Raw genomic sequence first — 20,129 nt, forward strand, 5'->3', positions numbered from 1 at the left:
TTCCCCTTCCGGCTGTCAGACGGACATCACGGTGTTTTGCAGATAGCTGTTGAAGCGCTCGTACGCTTCACCGGACAACGAAGCCGGGTGCGAAAGGACGAGCAGCTCGTGCCCGCTATTTCCCGGGTGATACGGCGGATGCACATGCGCATAGGGGTTCTCCCGGAATCCGCATCGCTCGTAAAAGCCCTTCCGCCGCACGGCGATGGCATTGACTGGCGGGTCGATCTCCAAAATAACGGTCTTACCGTCCTTTGTCAGCCGGTCCAGCGCCTGCCTGCCATAGCTTTGGTTCCGCAGGGACGGGTCGATACAAAAATGCTCGACGTACCGGAAGTCCATGGCTTCCCAATAAAGCAGCAGCCCGACGAACCGGTTCCCGTCGTACAGCAGTGTAAAATGATAGTCGTCGCAGCGGAGCGCTTCCCTTTGGGAAAGCGCGGTCCTCTGCTCATACGCGGGAAAGCTCTCCCGGTAAAGTGCCATTGCCGCCGCAAACCGAACATCCTCCGGGGAACGCAGCCTGATAAACTCCATCCGGTGTCCCTCTCTTTCTTTACATTAATATAGACACAGAAACGGGCTCTTATCCGACAGATTTTGTCGGCCAGTTGGCCGGGTTCATCCGGTCGGGAATGCGCCGTTCCACGATCCCGCGGTACAGCTCCGCTTTTTTCTCCATATATTCCAAACGGCGTGCCGCTTCTTCCAGCTGTGCCCGCGCCGTTTCCTGCTGCCGCAAAATGATCTGGTACCGCTGTTCAATGGTCGCGTCGCCTTCCAGACATAATGCGACATATTCTTTGACAAACTCGAGCGGCATTCCGCAGTCGCGGAGATATTTGATTCCCGTCAGCCAGTTAATGGATTCCTCATCAAAGAGGCGGTTGTTATTTTTATCCCGCTTCACGGACGGAACCAGCCCCTTATCCGTATAAAACCGGATGGTATGTTCCGTGAGGCCGAGAATCCTGGCAGCTTCCTTCACCGTATACAAATCCGTTCCCCCTTTTTTTCAAAAAAGCGCTTGACTTCGAGCTGCTCGAAGGTGGTAAAGTAATCGTAGCACAAAGAACCTCCCATGTAAAGACTGTCTTAAATGGAAAGGAGACCCCATATGCAAACAATATCTTTAAACAACGGTGTCGTCATGCCTCTTGAAGGCTTCGGCGTATTCCAAATTCCAGACGCCGCGCAATGCGAACAGGCTGTTTCCGACGCGCTGGAAACCGGATACCGGCTGATTGACACCGCCGCCGCTTATTTCAACGAAGAGGCCGTGGGCAAAGCGATCCAAAAAAGCGGCATTCCCCGCGAAGAACTGTTCATCACCACAAAGCTCTGGATTCAGGACGCGGGCTATGAACCCGCAAAACGGGCCTTTCAGACCTCTTTGGACAAGCTGGGCCTGGATTACCTGGATCTGTACCTGATCCACCAGCCCCTGGGCGACTATTACGGCTCCTGGCGGGCGATGGAAGAGCTGTATGAGGCCGGTAAAATCCGGGCGATCGGCGTATGTAATTTCTATCCGGAGCGGCTGGCCGACCTGTGCCTGCATGCAAAAGTCCTTCCCGCCGTCAACCAGGTCGAGCTCCACCCTTTCTTCCAGCAGGAAGAGGCCCTCAAAACCATGAAGGAATTCGGCGTGCTGCCGGAGGCATGGGGACCGCTGGCGGAAGGCGCGCAGGGGATCTTCCAAAACGAGACGCTCGCCGCCATTGCAAAGAAGCACGGAAAGACCGTTGCACAGGTCGCCCTGCGCTGGAATACACAGCGCGGTGTGGCCATCATCCCCAAATCCATTCACAAAGCGCGCATGGTTGAAAATCTGGACATTTGGGAGTTCGCACTGGACGAAAGCGATATGGCGGCCATCGCCGCGTTGGACCTTGGGCAGAGCAAAATTATTGACCACACTTTGCCCACCACCGTAAAACGGCTCAGCCAACTCCGCATTCACGCATAAACCGGTACTGCAAAACCGCCCCGGAACCGATTCCGGGGCGGTTTTGTTACAGGACGCCCAGCAGGCGCTGGAGGAGCAGGCTGACACCCGCAATGCCGACCCAGCAGCAGAACCCCATAAAAATGGGCTTTCCGCCGGTTTTGACCAGCTTGACGAGGTCGGTATTCAGACCGATGGCGGCCATCGCCATGACGATGAAAAATTTGCTCAGCTCTTTGAGCGGGCCGGTTACCGCCGCCGGCAGATGGAACACCGTGGTGACGACGGAGGCCAGAACAAAAAACAGGACAAAGAACGGAAAGATCTTCTTCATATCCACCTTTGTTCCATCCCTGGACGACGCCTTGCGCGTGCGGACAAAGGCCAGCACCAGCGTGATCGGGATAATGGCGAGCGTCCGCGTCATCTTGACGATCGCGGCAGCGTCCAGCGTATTGCTGCCGTGTATCCCGTCCCATGCCGTGGCAGCGGCGGTAACGGAGGAGGTATCGTTGATCGCGGTGCCGGCAAACAAGCCGAAGCCCTCGTTGGAGAGGCCGAGCAGCGCGCCGAGCGCCGGAAAAATTAACGCCGCGACGATATTGAACAGGAAAATCACGGAGATGGACTGCGCAATTTCCTCATCGTCCGCATCGATCACCGGGGCGGTCGCCGCAATGGCGGAGCCGCCGCAGATGGAGGACCCCACCCCCACCAGCGTGGCGGTTTTCCCGGGAATGTGCATCCCCTTGCACAGGACAAACGCGATCAGCAGAGAAACGGAAATGGTGCTTAAAATGATGGGCAGGGACTGTTTTCCCCGCGCCAACACCTCCGTCAGGTTCATGCCGAAGCCCAGCAAAACAACAGCGGCCTGCAAGACTTTTTTGGAGACATAGGACACGCCCGGCTGGACGCCGGATTTGTCCTTCCAGACCAGCGCGAGCGCCATGCCCGCCAGAATTGCAAACACAGGGCCGCCCACCACGGGCAGCAGCTTTCCCAGGAACCATGCGGGAAGGGCGATGACCAGACAGAGCAGCACGCCCTTCCCCCTCTTTTTCCATTCTTCCACGAAATCCCTCTTCTCTTTTATTTGATCCCCAGTATACCAAGTTCTCTTCATAAGGTAAAATGATAAATCTTTATTTAATCATAAGTCAATGTTATAATGTGGGAAGGAGGTGGTTTCATGTTGGATTTTCGCATTGATACGTTCCTGGCCGTGTGCCGGTTTATGAATTTTACCCGGGCGGCGGAAACACTGCACATCACCCAGCCGGCGGTATCCCAGCACATCCACTGGCTGGAGGAAAAATATCATTGCCGGCTGTTTACTTTTCAGGGAAAAAAGATGGCGCTGACCCCCGCCGGGGAAACGCTCCTGAGCGCCGCCACAACGATGAAGCACGACGCGCTGTATCTGGAGGACCGCTTGCAGCAGATACGGCAGAACACGGGCCGTCTTGTGTTCGGCGCAACACTGACCATCGGCGAATTTGTGATTCCAAAGCATCTTGCGCGGTTTTTGGAACGGTATCCCGACGTTTCCGTGCGGATGGTGGTCGCGAACACACAGGAGCTTTTAAAAGAACTGGATGCGGGAGAGATCGACTTTGCGCTGGTGGAAGGGTATTTTGCCAAGAGCGAATACGATTCCCTGGTATACGCGCGGGAACCCTACATCGGCGTATGCGGCACATCATACCCGCTGCCCGACGCGCCCCTGCGGATGGAAGACCTGCTTGCGGAGCGGCTGATTGTGCGGGAGGCCGGTTCCGGCACGCGGGAGGTGCTGGAACGCTATCTGGAGGGACGCAATTGCACGCTGCGCGATTTCCGGCGGCTGACGGAGGCGGGCAACCTGAACGCGATCAAGTCTCTTGTGGAGCAAAACTGCGGCGTCACCTTTTTATATGAGGCGGCGGTCGCCGACAGCCTGCGGGACGGCACGCTGCGGCGTATCCCACTGACGGATTTCCATATCGTCAACGACTTTACCTTTATATGGCGTAAAAACAGCGCCTTTGCCGCACATTATCACGAGCTGTTTCAGGCGCTGCACGAGGATTCCGCCACATCTCCTTCTGTTTAATAAAATTTTTATCAGCCTTTGCAGTTTTTCACGGCGGTGCGGGGTATTACGGACAGAGAGGGGGGAACGGCATGGCGGGAAACGCACCGTATACTGACGAAGAGGTTTTGCGGCGGTTCGCATCCATGGTCTACCGGCTCGCGCTGTCCCAGACCAAAAACAAGGCCGACGCGGAAGACGTGTTCCAGGAGGTATTCCTGCGGTATGTCCGCACAAATCTGGCGTTCCAGAGTGAGGAACACATTAAGGCGTGGCTGCTCCATGTGACCGTCAACCGCTGCCGTAAGCTTTGGGCGTCGGCGTGGTTCCGCAAAACCGTGCCATTGGAAGAAATACCATCCTCCGCCTTGCCGGAGGAAGCCGGCGTAGCGGAGGCGGTAGCCGCCCTGCCCGAAAAATACCGCGCGGTGGTGCACCTGTTCTATTTTGAAGACCTGCCGGTCCGGGAGATCGCGCAGGTACTGGGGCGGCCGGAATCCACGGTGACATCCCAGCTGCACCGGGCGCGGGCAATACTGCGGGAAAAACTGAAAGGAGAAGATCAGCCATGAAAGAACGGTATCAGCGCGTCTGGAACCAGGTGGAACCGGACCCGGAATTGTTGGAGCAGACTGCCCGGAGGATGGCGGAGGAAACGCGCCCAAAGCGCTTCCCCATAAAACGCGCGGCCGCTATCTGCTGCACACTGGCCCTACTGTTCGGCGTGACCGGATGGTTTGCCGGCAGCCGCAGCGACCCGTTTACACTGGTGGCCTATGCCGCGGACGGGGCGCGCATCCCGCTGGCAAAGGGAAGCGAGGTCCCCCTGCTGGCGCAGCCGGAGCTGGCCAGTGTCGAGGGATACTACACGCCGGTCCTCACGTACTGCTGGCAACTTGGATTCCGCTGTGAGGGCAAAAATCTGGAGAGCATCACCTTTACGACGGATCAGGGGGAATTCCTGCGCAAGTACCGCCTGACCTTCGAGGAACGCGCGGACCTGGATTACATGAAACAGCTTGGCATTATACACTCCGCTTACTATGGGGGAAAGGATCGATACGACGAAGGCTATGCCGACGCTTACGCATTGGAGGGACAGAGCTTTACCGTCCCCTACGACGAACAGGACAGCCGTACCTACTGTTACCAGATCGTAAAGGAAGGCGAAGAGGGTGAGGAGATCGATGAAGCGGCCTGGCTTGAGAACCTGTCCGTGGAAGTAACCGTCACCGCGCGTTTTAAGGACGGAAGCGAAGCGCGGAAAAACGTCCGGCTGACCACGGACGGCAAGGATCTTTTCGCGCTGGAACAATAGCAGGATCGAACCGCGGCCGTAAAAACGGCCTGTGGACGACCGAAAAAATACAGATGTACATGGAGAAAGCTCCCCCGGATTGGTTGATCCGGGGGAGCTTTTGTATGAAAAGGAAGATTTGGATAAGGAGGATGAGAGAGGTTATACAGCCCCGGCCTGCAGCAGCTCGCCGCAGGACTCGGGAACCTGCATCAAAGTCGTTGGATTGGAGAGAAGCTGTTGGACCGCGTACGCACCGGCGCCCAGCAGGGAGGGGCTTTCCGGAAGATGGTTCATTTCAATGGACAGGTCGCTGTAAATCAGCGGGTTCACGCTGCGCTGAACCTTCTGCTTTACAATATCCAGGAGCATATCCGGGCAAAGCTCCGCCAGCTCGTCGCCGATGACAATCAGCCCGGGGTTGAGCTGGTTGACCAGGCTGACAATGCCGGTGGCCAGCAGGTCGCAGATTTGACGATAGGATTCGGACGCGACGGGATCACCTGAGCGAATGGCGGCGGCGATCGCCCGGCCCGACAGGTTCTCCAGTGTCAGGAGGGACGGTTTTCCCGCGCGCAGAAGCTGCGCGATTCCCTCCCGCAGGGCAGTCATGGAACAGTATTTTTCCAGGCAGCCGCGGTTGCCGCACTCGCATTGGGGCCCATCGTATTTGATGCTGTTGTGTCCGAACTCCCCGGCAATCCCCCGCTGGCCGATCACCAGCTTGCCGTCGGAGATCATGCCGCAGCCGATGCCCTGGCCGGCGAGAATATAAATCATATTCTGCACGCCGGGTTCCCGGCAGCGGTACCAAAGCTGTGCATAGGCGCTCGCGTTGGCGTCGTTCAGCACATAAAGCGGCATTCCAAGCCCTTCGGAGAGCGCCGCGCGCAGGGGAAAGTTCTGCCAGCCTTCCAATTCGGTGACAAACAGCAGGCGGTCCAGGTCCTCCCGGTAGGGGCCGGGCATCGCCACACAGGCGGCCAGCAGCTCCGTCCGCGGGTTTTCCCGGATCACGGCCTGTATGGCGGTGCGGATCCGGGAGATCACGGGCCGCACGCCCTCGCGCATGCCGATTCCGTATTCCTGCACGCTGTACAGCTTGCCGGAAAGGCCGACCAGGCTGACAAAGAACGCCTTGCGGGTCATGCGGACGCCCAGCACCTTATATTTTTCGTCATTGAGGGTGACACCGATGGACCGGCGGCCCTTTTCCCCGGAAATCAAACCGGTTTCCAGGATGGCGCCGCTTTCCAGCAGTTCGCCCGCAATATTGGTGATCGTGGCTTGTTTCAGGCCGGAGAGACGGGCCAGCGTCGCGCGGGAACACACGCCCTCCTGCCGCAGCAGGCTGAGCACCAGCGCGCGGTTGTGAACCTGGGTCTTTTCCTGATTAATACTGGATACATGAAGTGCTTCGTTCATTTTTATCATTCACCTCCCGCAGGGTGAGCGCACACGCGGCCCGTCCTGTAGAATCATTCCGGCACAGGCAAAACCGTCCGGTGGTAGAGAAAAAGCCCACGGCACGCATTTGGCGAGCCGCGGGCTTGCTCAGCTTTTCGGGGGATCACAGGCGGTGTTCCGCCCGGTCCCGCTGTTCAATGGGGAAATGGATCGTGTAGGACTTCTGCGGAAACCGGATAGCCGTGGGGTTGGCTGCCCGGGTTCCGGGGGGCAGCCCCGCGGCCAGATTTTAGCCGCGGGAGCCGCTGTGCATCTTCAAGGAATTCTGTAAATGATCAGCCGATTGTCACCGTGCAGTGCTGCTGTGCAGCCTGGCCAGCCAGAGTGGTATACACGCCTGTGCTGGTTCCCGGTGCGCCGGTCGCCCAGACTCTGTAGTAATAATCGTTGCCGATCTTCGCCACGAACTGGGTCTTGAGCACGCTGCCGTTGCCGACGGTGAAGCTCGGGGTCAGGTTCGCGCCATTGACGACGGTCATCTTGAAGCAGTATGCGCTGCCTCTCTTCAGGGTGAAGTTGACAGTCGTATCGGAGACCACGCTTGCCGCCGCCTGTGTGGAAGCCGCCGCGCCGACAATCGCGGTGCCCGCGCTGCCGTAGCTGTTGCTGTTGGAAGCGGTCGTGTTGGAGGTCTTCTTGCCGCCGGAGGAGGTGTTGCCCTTATCGCCCAGGCCGTTCATCGCTGTTCTGCCTGCCGCGACCAGTTTGTCAACGCCCGCCTGATCCAGCGTTCCGCTTGCCAGGCCATCCTTCGCCTGCTTCAGGGTATCTTCCAGCTTGGAGATTGCCGCCGCGCTGCTGTTGGAAGTATCCGCATTCTCCATCTCTTCGATGATCGCTTCCAGAGCGGAGGTATCCGGGATGAGACGCAGGACGTTCATGGCGTTCGCCAGCTTATCCGCCGCCGCGTTAACCTTGGACTGGGCCGCGTCGGTATCGAGAAGCGCTTCCGCTTCTTCCAGAGCGGCCAGGAAATCTTCCACGCCGGTGTCATAGTACTTGTCGAGATTGTCTTTGATTGCCTTTGCTTCGTTAATGACGTTAATCAGGCTCTCAAAGTCCGCCTTGCGGTTGTTGAGCAGGTCCGTCATGGCCTCGTACAGGTCATCATACGCCTTCTCGACGTCGGCCGCCAGTACGTTGTCGTCGTTATAGACTTCCAGCGCCGCCTCATAGGCTGCCTCTGCGGCCGCCCAGCTGTCCGCGGTGTAGTCGTCCGGATTCAGGAGTTCATAGTCCGCAAAGAGTGCGTCCAGAATGGTCTTGTCGCCTTCTGCGAAGCTCAGGTAGTGGATGGCGTCGATCATATCCGCCCAAGCCTTATCGATGTCCTTCTGGGTTGCCTTCGGGTCTGCGAGAACCTTCTCAGCAGCCTCGAGCGCCTCGTCGAACTGATCCTTGACGGGCTTAACCGCCGTTTTGTATTCGTCGCTCATTTGCAGATCCTGTGCTGTCGCCACGACACTACGTAGAATCTGGCGGTCGACGACCGTGAAGTTCAGGCTTACGTTTGCCACTGCGTTCGGCATGGTGAAGGTGTAGGTATAGGTGCCGTCCTCGTTTAGCTCAACGGGCTTGCCGTTGACCAGGACGATCTCTCTGCCCTCTACGCGAGGCGCAAAGGTGAGTTCGAGCTCTTCGCCCGCCATCACGACGTCTTTATACGCGCCGATCAGGTTTGCAATTGTCTGCTCTTCGCCGTCGATGAAAAGGTTAACCTTGCCGACGTAACGGACGGTGAGCATATGCTCGGACGGTTCCGCGCTGCTGACGTCCGCGTACTTCTCGGTGCGGTCGTCATAGATCTGGCCATTCCAGTTGAGGCCGTAACCGAAATCGTAGGTGTTGCCAGCCGCGTCGACGTAGCATTCCATATCCTGCGGAACGTCTTCGTACTGCGCTTCTACGGTTTCCATGTTCTTCGGCTGCTGCATCGGCAGGAGGCCGGAGGGCTCTGTCGTACCGGAGATAATCTCCATGGCGGCCTGATCCTGGATGCCGTAGCCCAGAACGATTGCGTCTGCGAGCGGCTCCACTTCGGACCATACCATCGGGTTGGAAAGCTTCATGTAAACGATAACGGGTTTGTCGCCCATGGCTTCCTTGGCATTCTGGAGTCTTACGAGTTCAGAGCCGTTGGAGGCGGTAACGGTCTTGCCCTTGTAGGAGCGGTTGTCGGCGTTGTCCACATAGACAACTTCGCCGGTGGTGGAGTTGATGAACTCCGCGCCCGGATCCGACGCGATGCTCTGTGCTCTCGCCGTGTCCGCGGTGTACTCGCCGTACTGCAGGGTGATCGGCACATAGCCGTTTCCGCCGGCAGCCAAGTCAGCTGTGCTGTAGCCGGAGCCGCCCTTCGGCGCACTCATGCCGACGATTGCAAAGTCCGCTTCGTCCGGATTCTCGGTGACATTGTAATACTTGGAAACGATGTCCTTGTTCATGCAGTAAACTTTTTCGCCCTTATTGTTGAGCTCGTAGGGCAGGTAAACGGTTTCTTTCTTGTCGTCCGCTGCCGGAACAATGGCATTGTCCGCGTTCTTCAGCATGACAACGGATTTCAGCTGTGCGTTGTAGCCTTCTTCCATGAAATCTTCGTTGCCGACGATTTCAGCGGATTCGACCGGATCCAGATACGGGTTCTCAAACAGGCCCGGATTAAAGACATTGCGCAGGAGTCTCCTTGCGGAATCTTCAAAACGCTGGTCCGCTGCTTCTTTACCGAAGTTCTCAACCCACATGTCATAGGCTGCGAGAACCGGCATCTTGTCGTTGTTGCCGCCGAACTGGTCTACACCAGCCTGCAGAGCCATGTAGTGACGCTCGTTGACCGTCAGGTCTTCCACGCCCCAGCATTTGCCCTGGAACACAGCGTCGCTGGTGCTGTCCGCGGTGATCATCCAGTCTGTGCAGACAACGCCGTCATAACCGTACTTCTCACGGAGGAGGTCGGTGATGATGTACTTGTTGTAGGAGTTGCCGGTATTCTCAGGCTCTCCGCCCTGGGCCGCCTGATTGTAGGAAATGGTGTAGTACGGCATAACCGCTGTGGCATATTCCGTACCGTTGTTCAGGTTGAACGCGCCTTCTACGAAGGGCTTAATCTGCTCTTTGAGGTTGTTGCCCGGATACACGGCGTATTTGCCATAGCCGTAGTGTCCATCACGTCCGCCCTCTTCCGGTCCGCCGGACGGCCAGTGTTTGACCATCGCGTTGACGCTGGCTGCGCCCCACGGATTCTCGGAATCATAGGTGGTCTGGAAGCCGTCGACATAAGCGCGCGCCATGTCGGTATCCAGGTCGCTGTTTTCGCCGAAGGTACCGCTTACACGGCTCCAGCGGGGCTCTGTCGCCAGGTCGATCTGCGGGGACAGCGCGGTTGCGATGCCCAGCGCGCGATATTCCTGAGAAGCGATGTCGCCGAAGGTTTCCACGATGTCCGGATCAAACGTTGCCGCGAGGCCGATGGAATCCGGCCACAGAGAGATCGTGCCGCCCTGGCCCGCTGTGTATTCCACATCGGACTTGCCGCTCGCGCCGTGGCGCGGGTCGGAGCTGTTGTTTACCGGGATACCGTAGCCGAGGCCTTCTACAAACGCCTGCGCGTTGTTGTTCCACTTTGCGGCGATCTCCGGAGTTTTAAGGGATGTTACCAGCACATGGCGCACATTGTCTTCCTTCAGGAATTTTTCCTGCGCCGCTGTGAGGTCTTCACTGTTGACTGCCTGGTGGCTGCTGTACAGCATCAGGCCCGCGATTGCCGCGATGCCCTCTTCGCCGTCGTTGACCATCATTTCTGCAAGGCTCTGCGCACGGGTTTCGGTATCCAGACGCCAGTCTTCATAGGTGTCCAGCTTGCCGTTGCCGTTCAGGTCCTTAAAGGCATAGCCCTTATCGGTAATGAGCATGTCAATGTTCATCATACCCAGGGTTGCGCCGCCGTCGTTCTCCACGAGGTAGTAGCCGCCGTTTGCTTCGTCCATCTTGGTGACGGTGTAGCTGCCGACGCCGGAGATCTTGGACTTCTCAACGGTAACATAATCCTTCAGGTTGTCGAACTGCTCGGTATAGCTCTTAATATCCACACCGTGTACGCTGCCCATGTTGTTGGACTGCATGACGATGTTCAGAACGTTCATTGCGCTCTTCTGGATGTCGCCCTTGGTGATGTAATCGTCTTTCCAGGAACCCTCATACTGAATCTTGAAGGTGCCGGGATATTTGGCCAGACTGTTCTCTTCCGGCTCTACATAAACGTGGGTGTGCTTATACTTGGTTTCCGGGCAATTTGCCACGAATGTGCAGGACTCGCCTTCTGCATATTCAACCGGAACCCAGTCGTTCCACATCTCCTGCTTGGTGGGACCCCACCATCCGCTTGATTCTTTTACATAAATAGAACCGTCTTCGTTGTACTGTGCGGGAACCTTGGTCGCCGCCGCAACAATCGTGGAAGCGGAGCCGCCGGGCATGATCAGGTCGTTGCCTGCGTGCATGGACTGGCCAGGATCGGACTGTCCGCCGCCCCAGTCGGTCATGATGACGCCTTCAAAGCCCCACTCGCCGCGCGCAAAGTCGGTACACAGGTCATAGCTGTCCGCCGCCGGCACGCTGTTGATGAGGTTGTAGGAGGTCATAATGGACATGGGCTGCGCGTTCTTGACTGCCATTTCAAAGCCCTTGAGATAGATTTCGCGCAGGGCGCGCTCGCTGACAAAGGTGTCAACCGCGTTGCGGTTGTTTTCCTGGTTGTTGGCTGCATAGTGCTTGAGGGTAACGCCAACGCCCTTGTTGGACTGTACGCCGAGGGTGATCGCCGCCGCGGACATACCGGCAACCAGCGGATCCTCGGAATAATACTCAAAGTTACGGCCGCACAGCGGGTTGCGGTGAATATTCATGCCGGGAGCGAGCAGCAGCGTGACGCCCATCTCCTGCATTTCAATACCGAAGCCGTCGCCAACCTCTTCGATCAGGTCTTTGTCCCAGGTCTGGGCCAGCAAGGTGCCGATCGGCCATGCCGTACAGAACTGGTAATATTTCTGAGTCTCGCCGGTCTCGGCATTCGTTCCGTCAAAGCTTTGGGTAATACGAATACCAGCAGGACCGTCGGACAGGACAATATTCGGTACGCCCATGCTGTCAAGCAGCGTTTTTGTGGTTTCGCCTGCCGCGCCGGGCACGGAGTCGGACTGCGAACCGACGATCGGTGTTCCACCGGAACCCCAGCCAATGCCTTCCGCAAGATCAGCCAGCTGCTCGACGCTCATCTGTGCGACAAATTCTTCCATGGAGATCGTGCCGTCGTAAACGTCTTTCAGGTTGGCATCCGGAATCGCTTTTACAGTTTCTTCAACTACCGGATGGTTGTTATCGAACTGTGCGTCTTCCTTTTCCTCGCCTTCTACACGGTATGTAATGACCGTCTCATCGTCATACGCAGAGGCGTTGTTTTCAAACGCAATGTCCGCTGCCGCAATGTTGAAGACCTGGGCTGCCGCGATCTCCGCCGCTTCGCCTTCATAACTGTATGGGGTCACGTCTTTTTTGCTGATCTCGTTCAGCTCTCTGCCTTCCGGCAGGCCCAACTGGCTGCTGAGCTGCTCGGTCGTCTTCGTCTCGCCGATACGGACAACGCCGCCCACATGCGTGTTGCGGGAGGAATTGCCGCCGCGAATGACATAGTCGCCGGCCTCCAGGATATAGGAAGCGGTTTCCTCGTCATAAGAGGACATTTCTGTAACCGGGAAGGAAACGGTCAGATCCTGGGACGCGCCCGGGGCCAGCTCGTCCGTCTTTGCAAAGCCCGCCAGTTCCTGATACGGCTTTTCAAGCTTGCCGTCCGGAGCCGAGAAGTAGACTTCAAAGACTTCCTTGCCGGAGTATGTATCGCCAGTGTTTTTGATGGTCGCGTTGACGGTCACGGTCGTGGCGTCCGCTTCCACAAAGTTGATCTTGGTGTCAAAAGTGGTGTAGGAGGAGCCGTAGCCGAACTCGTACGCCGGGGTCACATTGAAGGTATCAAAGTAACGGTAGCCGACATAGATGCCGTCTTCATACTCTTCATATACGACGTTATCGTCGTTGCTGCTGAAGGTCTCAGAGGACGGGTAATCCTCATAATCGACCGCCCAGGTATCCGTCAGTTTGCCGGACGGGGTAACCTTGCCGGTGAGCACATCGGTGACGGCGTTGCCGCCTTCCATACCGGCCTGGCTCATCAGGAGCATGGAGTCGAGGCCTTCAATCTCATTAAAGAACTTGGTATCAATGATGCCGCCGGAGTTGATTACGACAATCACTTTCTCAAAGCTCTTACCCAGCTTCTCCAGATTGGCATATTCCGTATCATCCAAATAATAATCGCCCTTTGTGGCTGTGCGGTCTTTGCCCTCACCGGAGTTGCGCGCGATCACATAGATAGCAGTGTCTGTATCTGAAGCCGCTTGCAGGTTTTCATCGGTGATTTCCCGATCCGGGAAGACAAAAGTGCTCATAATGCCGCCGCCGGAATTTGCCTTCGCCTCATCGTAAGCTGCTTTATAATCGCTCAGCCAATCTTCCGAGGTGATTTCATAGCCCGCGTTTTTCAGGCCGTCCCACACGTTGACAACATAGCGCTGGTTGACGTCGCCGGAGCCGGTGCCGCCCTTGACGGTGCCATAGGCGCCGCCGCCGAACAGGGCGATTTTGCCGCTCGCCTTAATAGGAAGCGCCGCGTTTTTGTTTTCCAACAGGACCATGCCCTGTGCGCCTGCTTTACGGGCGAGCGCCGCATTTTGGACCTCACGCTCGGAAACGGTATCATCCGGGCTGGCTGCGAAGGCGCTGGTGGCACACATGCTGGCCAGCATGGAGCTTGCGAGTGCCAAAGACAAAATTGATTTGCTTAGCCTTTTCATTTCTATTCTCCTTCTTTTCTGGTTTTGGTTCGAAATACCTGCTTACTTACTATTGAGAAGCGGTAATTTCTTCCCTCCTTTCCGTTCGGTTTTGCGGCCCGTTTTCTCTTCGACCCTTTCCGATGGAAAACGTCAAAAAGTAAACGAGGAAACGTTCTCAACCAATTCATGCGATAATTGGCTTGAATATTGGAGTGAATATAGTATAATGTTGAACAGACCCAAAAATCAATAATCGCTATTTTTGCACTAACAGTCTTTGATAAAATTGTAGAAATTGCACACGTATAAAAATTGTTACTGTTAAAAAATGGTATATAGAAGGAGTGAATTGCAAAAATATCAACAGTTGCCTTGGAAATATTGTTATAAATGGCGGGTTTAATTCTGTTTAATTTTATTGGCAATCATTGGTTTTAAATCTTTTTTCTTTATTACAATAGAGCGAATTTCCTATAAAATATATTCACAAGGTAATTTTGCATGCCTGTTTTGTTGGATTTGTTGAAGATATTTCAACCGGGAAAGGGTTTTACATATGAAAAAACGGCCTTACAGAGGGAAAAGCTTTTATAAATTGCTCGGCGCATTCTTTATTGTAACGCTCATTTGCAGCGGGGCAATCCTGGGACAATACCTGCACACCGCGGATCAGGAGCGGCAGCAGCTTGAAAAATCATATCACTCCATGGTAGAGAAGAGCATGGCAAATACGGAAGCGACGCTGTCTTACTATCAGAAAACCAGCGAGCTGCTTTCTGAAATCAAGGGAATCGACCAATTGGCAAAAGCGGATGCGATCCCGCGCGAATCGAAAGAAGTGGAATCGTTCTTTAATGATTATGTATGGACCTGCCGCCTGAACCTCCCCTCCTTTGAACAGCCCATGTTCCTGTATTTTCAGAACAGCGGGCGCAGCTTCGGAAACGGGGACGCCTTTGTGGACCCGGTGGCCGACGGCATGATCACAGACGTTATGGACATGGACATGCAAACCTGGAACCGCCTGATGCAAACCGGAGATTCCGCCGTGGCTGAGATTATCCGGGATCCCAATATGGATTTTGCGCGCTTCTTTTTTGTCCGCGAGGTCTATCCGGGCGTCGTATGGCTGATCGGGAATGAAGACAGCCAGATTTCTGAAACCCTGAGCTATTATTATCTTCCGGAGGGCTCCCAAACGATTTTCATCACGCAGAACGACCGCATGATTTCCTCTGATCCGGACGGCGAGACGGCGGGGCTTCCTATTACCTACAAAGAGGTATGCTCCTGGGAGGAGCGGGAGCGGTTGGAATGGAATGGCGTCCCCTACTTCGTGTATCATCAGGGATTTGCGAATGAGACGCTGCAACAGGTGATCGTCATCCCGGACAGCAGCGCGCGCGGCGGACTTGAGATGGTGTTGACCACCTTACTGGTAACGCTGCTGGTCTCCCTGCTGGTAGGCGGCGGCTTCTCCTACCTGTTCGCGCACAAGCTGTACAAGCCCATGGAGGAACTGATGGACGCGCTTCCCGCAGAGGGAAACGAGAAAAAAGACCCGAACGAGTTCCGCATTCTCAACAGCACGGTGCAGGAGCTCTACAACCGGGCAAAAAGCTATGAGGCGCAGCTCAGCACACAAAGCGAGCTGCTGACAAACAGCCTGCTGACCCGCCTGATCACTGGAGAAATCCAGGTTTCTCCGGATATTCTGGAGGCATTGCGCCGCGGCGGGTTCCCCGTTGCACCCAAACAGTTCCTTGTATTTCTGGTGCAGCTCGATGAAACCGGAGAAGGCGACCCGTCCGCGCTGCTGCCAAAAGCGGAAACCGAAAGCCTGCTGAAGCAGACCTGCCGCTCCTTCTTCCTGAACCGGGGCTGTCCCACCTATGTGGTGCGCTGCCAGGGCCTGTATGCGGGCGTGGCGGACATGACGGACTGCTCGATCGAAGACGCCACCGCCTGCGCGGAGGAGATCCGGCATTTTATGGAGACGGAATTGCGGACCCCCATTTCTGTGGCGATCAGCGCGATGCATACGCAGATCAGCGAACTGCACGAAGCGTACGGCGAGGCGATGCAGGTGGTGGAATACAGCCTGCTGGCAGGGGAATACAACACCGTCAGCATTTACGACTCCATGGCAAACGTATTGTCGGACGGATACGGCAGCAAGGATTTCCTGGGGAAAACCAACAAACTGGCCAATACCATCCAGTCCGGCAACTATGCGCAGGCCTCCGAATTGGTTCACGAGATTGCCGGGGACTTTGCGGCGCACCGGCCCGCCTCCCTGACGCTCGGACAAATGCAGTTTTCCTATCTCACGGACGCCATTCTGCTCTCTTTATACGACAGCGGCGCGGACCCGCAGGTGCTCAGGGAACTGGACTGCGACAACTATCTGCGCAAGGCGCATGGCGTGGATTCGCTGGGGCGCCGGGCCTCCCACATCTTCGACAGCCTGGAGGCGTGCAAGGTCCGCAGCCAGCCGCAGGAACGGCGGATCGAGCAGATTACGCAGTATATTGAAGAAAATTATCAGGATATCAACCTGTCCGCCGGTGCGGTCGCGGAGCGCTTTCACATGAGCCTGCCGGTATTGTCAAATTTATTTAAGCAGGAATTGAATATCGGTTTCCTCGATTACCTGCACAAGTACCGCATCGAGCGGGCCAAGGACCTGATTTTGCACACCGACCACACGATTGGGGATATTTCCGCCATGGTTGGGTATGCAAACTCCATTACGATGAACCGCGCGTTTAAACGGTACGAGGGTGTGACGCCGGGGTGGTACCGGCAAAAGAAATAAAAAAGCCTGCCCCAAAATAGCCAAATCAAACAAAACAAGGACGAAGCTCTGTTTTCTGAGAGCTTCGTCCTTGTTTTCTTATGCCCAAAAGATCCCGTTTACAAACAGCAGGGACTTTACTTTTCCCCCTTTTGCATTTCCAGCAACTGAAGGATTTGATTTTCCACAAACTTCTTATATTTGTTGTCCAGCTGTTCGTATTTTTCCGCAATTAAAGACGCCATGTTAGTCACTCCATTCAGCGCGCTCAAGTCGTCATTGCCGTCGTCGACAAGCCAATTCCTGTCGATATGGTATGTGAGCGACACACAGTTGATGAACAGAGGGGTGGGCGTCACCTTTCCCAATTCAAGTCCGGATAGATTCCCCCGCGAAATCCCTATGGAGTCTGCAAATTCCGCCTGCGTCAGGTTATTTGCTTTTCGTATCAGCTTTAATTTATCGGCAAATGTCACGGTATGATCACCTCAGTTTTATCATATCAGACAAAAATGATTATGTCAACACAGAATGTCTTTATATAGTCATATACACTTGTATATGTGTATTGACACATGCATCTTAAAATGTTATATTGTAATCGTACAGTCACCATAACATAAAAATTTGTAATGAAGCCGTCAAGGGAGAATCATAAAATGAAGGAAGATACTACTTATAAAACTGCGATAGAAATTCAATCGTTGGCTGAAAAACTGACGCCTGCAAATCAATTCCAAATTATAAATACGATCAACACCCTCCTTTTCTGTCAAACTTCAGACAAGATAAAACCGGCTCAGCCCGGTGGTTGTTCAAAGGACAAGTCCCTATAAAAAACCCTGTTTCACAGGGCAATTTTTATATATAGAACATTCACAAAGGGGAGTATCGCAAAATGCAAGGAGGAAGAACATTGAAGAAAGTATTGGGAATCCTGCTGGCCGCTCTGTTGGTGGCAACCACCGCATGCGGCGCACAGGAAATCGAAGTCCAAACAGGCAATCCGGATTCCGGGCAGGGAACCGCACAGTCGGATTTATCCTCTGGTGGCGAGCCTTCATCCACCGAACCGATGGGATCACCCATTCCGCCCGCGGAACCCGTATCTGAGTTCTATGACAAAATGGTGACGATTCCAAAGGAATACCATATCGAAGACTACTCCAACGGGTACTTTATTGTAACAAAATCCGACGGCCGGCTTTACGGCCTTTTGGATCCGGAGGGAAAAACCGTGATTGATTTCACCTATGATGAATTGAAGTTTGATCGGGCCGGTGCAGAGACCTGTCCATTTGTCCATGCTACATACGACGGGAAATCCAGTGTTGTGGATTTGAATGGAAAGGTTTTAATTGAACCGGAATATAATTCTTTAATCTATGACTTAGATAGAGGCACATTCTCCGGAATCAAATCGGATGAAATATCCACTATATATTTCATATCGAAAGAAGGAAAAATTATTAACACCGTTGATCCTACGGAAGCGCTTTCAGTGTATAAAGACGCATATGTAAGTTCTTCTGGAAAAAATTTCTTTTGCTGTGTTGTTTTAGATAGTGCAGATCAAGTATATATTGTTTTACTTGACCTGCAAGGAAAAGAATTTGCCAAAGTAAAAGCACCTTATAATCAAATACGGAACGAATCTACCGGATTTCAACTCATAAACGCTTCTGTATTGAACCTACAGGGAGAAACATACCTTAAAATCGAAAGTTATCTAAAAAAAGTGGATGAGCAGGAAAACACGGGATTACAAACAAAAACGGGAATCCATACAATATTAGATTTATCCGGAAACTCTCATCCAGAATTAGTTGAGCAAATTAAATCGCAGAAGCCTTTCCCGAAAACTGACCCCTCGATAACATACCGCCAATTTAGTGATTTTAAAGATGGAAAAGCACTTGTTACATTCTTTAAGGAAGATACAGATACAGACCCCACGATGTACCTTGCAGTTATAAATGAAAAGGGAGAAATTATAGAAGAAATTGCATCTTTCGATCTCATATTTATATCTCCCAGCGAACAACCTCAATTTATTGGTAACAAAGCTCTATACTATAGCAATGACACTTGGAAAATTGCAAGCACCGAAGCACCTTATAAAAATTCTGAACGATATTATGGTATACAAAAATTAGAGGAAGGCGAACATTGGTGGCTGTTGGAAAACGTCGATGGAGAGAACGCCCTGTTAACTCCCAACGGGGAAATCGTCGTTGACTTTGGGAATGTAACCAAAGACAGCTTTTTAGGGAAACCTGTACTGGAGTATGTTATTTCTAATGAAGTGTGCTGTTTTATCATAGAGGGAGAAACCGAAAACGAAGTTTATGTTGTCAAGAACCAGGCAAAGGCTTAAAATAACTGCTGTTTCCTTTTCCCGGACGTACATATGGCCGCCTTGCATTTTGCAGGGCGGCTGTTTTCATGGAATAAAGCGACTATTTAAGGAGAAATCCCAGAAAAGATTCCTGTTGACATTCAGAACATATGTGCTATACTAGTTGTATCTTAATAAGAGACATCAGCAAATGAGTTTTTGCAAACATTTTTCACCTCGGAAGAGCACGAACCTTTATCGATGCAGGATTTCACGATACTTCTGCAATATTTTTTCTTAGTGCGCAGGGTTTCTCTCGTGTCTTCGGCAAAGCATCGACTTTGAACGCAAAGATAGATTCCGTTGTTCTGTCCACATATTTTATTTTTTACCCTTGGTGTATCTTATAAAGATTCAATAATGAAAAGGAGGCAGGAAAATGCGCGCAAGCAACATCACGCTGGATACCGTAAAGCAGTATCTGCGCGCCGAGGAAGAAAACGACCAGACCCTGGAAATCTTTTTGTCTGCGGCCAAGGCGTTTGTCATCCGTTACACCGGCCTGCGGGAGGATCAGCTGGACGATTCCGAAGACCTGACCGCGGCGATCCTGACGGTTTGCTCTGATCTGTACGACAACCGGCAGATGACGGCGGCAGGCAGCACGATGAATCCGGTGGTACAGAAGATCCTGGACCTGCACACGGTAAAGCCGGAGGTGGGGACCACTTGAACGCGGGAGAGCTGAGAGACAAGGTTACATTGCTTTCTGCCGCAGGCAGCGGCGAAGACCTCCGGTGGGAAACCACGGCGCAGCTTTGGGTTAAGGCAGAAACACTCCCCCCGCGCTGTCCGTGCGGGGACAATCCGGAGCTGGAAGAAGTGGCGATGACCATGCGACGCCGGGCACTGGCGCCCTGCACACCGGTCGAATGGAACGGTAAGCGGGGCATGGTGCTGGACGTCGCGCCGGTGGGGAAACAGTACAGCCGGGCGCTGGTGCGGATGGCGGAACCCAAGCTGTGTGCGGCTATGCGGCCGCAGGTGGAAAAAGGCGAGCTGAACCGGCCGGTGACAACCATGCGGGAAATCGCGGTATTCCCCGGTTATCTGGAAGAAAAAGAACCGGTATACACGCGCTCCATGCCGCAGACAGCAAGCCGGCAGGCCTGCCAGCTGACCACCCCGAAGCGGGAAGCGCTTCTGCCCGGCGACCTGGTACGAATCGGCCGCACGCATTACACGGTGGCGGCATCGTACACCATGCGCCCCGACCGCGACGTCTATGATCTGACCATCCAGCGGGAGCAGTGACAGGGGACAC

The 20,129-nt window shown here is 54.3% G+C and carries 15 protein-coding genes; 9 read left to right on the plus strand and 6 right to left on the minus strand.

Going from position 1 to position 20,129, the window contains the following annotated elements; all coding sequences use genetic code 11:
* Positions 1 to 15: 15 nt before the first annotated feature.
* The gene (locus BN2106_RS01735; protein ID WP_050696846.1) at positions 16 to 537 is read right to left on the minus strand and encodes a GNAT family N-acetyltransferase; all 522 of its coding nucleotides are present in this window, start codon (positions 535 to 537) and stop codon (positions 16 to 18) included.
* A gap of 49 nt (positions 538 to 586) precedes the next feature.
* On the minus strand, positions 587 to 988 hold the full coding sequence (locus BN2106_RS01740; protein ID WP_242846234.1) for a MerR family transcriptional regulator: 402 nt from the start codon (positions 986 to 988) through the stop codon (positions 587 to 589).
* A 129-nt stretch (positions 989 to 1,117) separates the two neighbouring features.
* Between BN2106_RS01740 and BN2106_RS01745 the strand changes: the two genes are divergently transcribed.
* Positions 1,118 to 1,969 carry an aldo/keto reductase gene (locus BN2106_RS01745; RefSeq protein WP_050696848.1) on the plus strand — a complete coding sequence of 284 codons (852 nt, stop codon included), beginning with the start codon at positions 1,118 to 1,120 and terminating at the stop codon, positions 1,967 to 1,969.
* A gap of 46 nt (positions 1,970 to 2,015) precedes the next feature.
* On the opposite strand, the gene BN2106_RS01750 is transcribed toward BN2106_RS01745, so the two are convergent.
* Complete coding sequence (locus BN2106_RS01750) at positions 2,016 to 3,023, minus strand: YeiH family protein (protein ID WP_050696849.1); 1,008 nt, start codon at positions 3,021 to 3,023, stop codon at positions 2,016 to 2,018.
* Between the two features lie 117 nt (positions 3,024 to 3,140).
* Between BN2106_RS01750 and BN2106_RS01755 the strand changes: the two genes are divergently transcribed.
* From BN2106_RS01755 to BN2106_RS01765, 3 genes are all read left to right on the plus strand, one after another.
* Positions 3,141 to 4,043, plus strand: a complete 903-nt coding sequence (locus tag BN2106_RS01755) for a LysR family transcriptional regulator (protein WP_050696850.1) — start codon at positions 3,141 to 3,143, stop codon at positions 4,041 to 4,043.
* Positions 4,044 to 4,114: 71 nt separating this feature from the next.
* The gene (locus tag BN2106_RS01760) at positions 4,115 to 4,594 is read left to right on the plus strand and encodes an RNA polymerase sigma factor (RefSeq protein WP_050696851.1); all 480 of its coding nucleotides are present in this window, start codon (positions 4,115 to 4,117) and stop codon (positions 4,592 to 4,594) included.
* Entirely contained in the window at positions 4,591 to 5,340 is a 750-nt protein-coding gene (locus BN2106_RS01765; protein WP_050696852.1) for a hypothetical protein, read from the plus strand. The genes BN2106_RS01760 and BN2106_RS01765 overlap by 4 nt, the downstream gene beginning before the upstream one ends.
* A 141-nt stretch (positions 5,341 to 5,481) precedes the next feature.
* Here BN2106_RS01765 and BN2106_RS01770 read toward each other — a convergent pair whose 3' ends face one another.
* Complete coding sequence (locus BN2106_RS01770) at positions 5,482 to 6,744, minus strand: ROK family transcriptional regulator (RefSeq protein WP_050696853.1); 1,263 nt, start codon at positions 6,742 to 6,744, stop codon at positions 5,482 to 5,484.
* Between the two features lie 317 nt (positions 6,745 to 7,061).
* The gene (locus BN2106_RS16660) at positions 7,062 to 13,688 is read right to left on the minus strand and encodes a glycoside hydrolase family 3 N-terminal domain-containing protein (protein ID WP_074017372.1); all 6,627 of its coding nucleotides are present in this window, start codon (positions 13,686 to 13,688) and stop codon (positions 7,062 to 7,064) included.
* 538 nt (positions 13,689 to 14,226) lie between these two features.
* Between BN2106_RS16660 and BN2106_RS01785 the strand changes: the two genes are divergently transcribed.
* The gene (locus BN2106_RS01785) at positions 14,227 to 16,488 is read left to right on the plus strand and encodes a helix-turn-helix domain-containing protein (protein ID WP_050696854.1); all 2,262 of its coding nucleotides are present in this window, start codon (positions 14,227 to 14,229) and stop codon (positions 16,486 to 16,488) included.
* 116 nt (positions 16,489 to 16,604) lie between these two features.
* Here BN2106_RS01785 and BN2106_RS01790 read toward each other — a convergent pair whose 3' ends face one another.
* Positions 16,605 to 16,943 (minus strand): helix-turn-helix domain-containing protein, encoded by a 339-nt coding sequence (locus tag BN2106_RS01790; RefSeq protein ID WP_050696855.1) that lies wholly within the window; start codon positions 16,941 to 16,943, stop codon positions 16,605 to 16,607.
* 183 nt (positions 16,944 to 17,126) lie between these two features.
* Between BN2106_RS01790 and BN2106_RS15965 the strand changes: the two genes are divergently transcribed.
* The 4 genes from BN2106_RS15965 (at position 17,127) to BN2106_RS01805 (ending at position 20,119) form a co-directional block, all read left to right on the plus strand.
* A complete protein-coding gene (locus BN2106_RS15965) occupies positions 17,127 to 17,303 on the plus strand; it encodes a hypothetical protein (RefSeq protein ID WP_154666382.1) in 177 nt (58 codons plus the stop codon).
* Between the two features lie 80 nt (positions 17,304 to 17,383).
* Entirely contained in the window at positions 17,384 to 18,844 is a 1,461-nt protein-coding gene (locus BN2106_RS01795; RefSeq protein ID WP_050696856.1) for a WG repeat-containing protein, read from the plus strand.
* A gap of 400 nt (positions 18,845 to 19,244) precedes the next feature.
* Positions 19,245 to 19,538, plus strand: coding sequence for a head-tail connector protein (locus tag BN2106_RS01800; protein ID WP_050696857.1), 294 nt, complete (start codon positions 19,245 to 19,247; stop codon positions 19,536 to 19,538).
* Complete coding sequence (locus BN2106_RS01805) at positions 19,535 to 20,119, plus strand: hypothetical protein (RefSeq protein WP_050696858.1); 585 nt, start codon at positions 19,535 to 19,537, stop codon at positions 20,117 to 20,119. The genes BN2106_RS01800 and BN2106_RS01805 overlap by 4 nt, the downstream gene beginning before the upstream one ends.
* Positions 20,120 to 20,129: the final 10 nt, after the last annotated feature.

The sequence above is a fragment of the Anaeromassilibacillus senegalensis genome, assembly GCF_001261775.1.
In the GTDB taxonomy this organism is placed as follows: domain Bacteria; phylum Bacillota; class Clostridia; order Oscillospirales; family Acutalibacteraceae; genus Anaeromassilibacillus; species Anaeromassilibacillus senegalensis.

Bases quoted from the DNA above. Each gene is read 5' to 3' on its own strand.
- BN2106_RS01735 (WP_050696846.1), bottom strand. From the start codon at position 537: ATGGAGTTTATCAGGCTGCGTTCCCCGGAGGATGTTCGGTTTGCGGCG.
- BN2106_RS01745 (WP_050696848.1), top strand. From the start codon at position 1,118: ATGCAAACAATATCTTTAAACAACGGTGTCGTCATGCCTCTTGAAGGC.
- BN2106_RS01755 (WP_050696850.1), top strand. From the start codon at position 3,141: ATGTTGGATTTTCGCATTGATACGTTCCTGGCCGTGTGCCGGTTTATG.
- BN2106_RS01760 (WP_050696851.1), top strand. From the start codon at position 4,115: ATGGCGGGAAACGCACCGTATACTGACGAAGAGGTTTTGCGGCGGTTC.
- BN2106_RS01765 (WP_050696852.1), top strand. From the start codon at position 4,591: ATGAAAGAACGGTATCAGCGCGTCTGGAACCAGGTGGAACCGGACCCG.
- BN2106_RS01770 (WP_050696853.1), bottom strand. From the start codon at position 6,744: ATGAACGAAGCACTTCATGTATCCAGTATTAATCAGGAAAAGACCCAG.
- BN2106_RS16660 (WP_074017372.1), bottom strand. From the start codon at position 13,688: ATGAAAAGGCTAAGCAAATCAATTTTGTCTTTGGCACTCGCAAGCTCC.
- BN2106_RS01785 (WP_050696854.1), top strand. From the start codon at position 14,227: ATGAAAAAACGGCCTTACAGAGGGAAAAGCTTTTATAAATTGCTCGGC.
- BN2106_RS15965 (WP_154666382.1), top strand. From the start codon at position 17,127: ATGAAGGAAGATACTACTTATAAAACTGCGATAGAAATTCAATCGTTG.
- BN2106_RS01800 (WP_050696857.1), top strand. From the start codon at position 19,245: ATGCGCGCAAGCAACATCACGCTGGATACCGTAAAGCAGTATCTGCGC.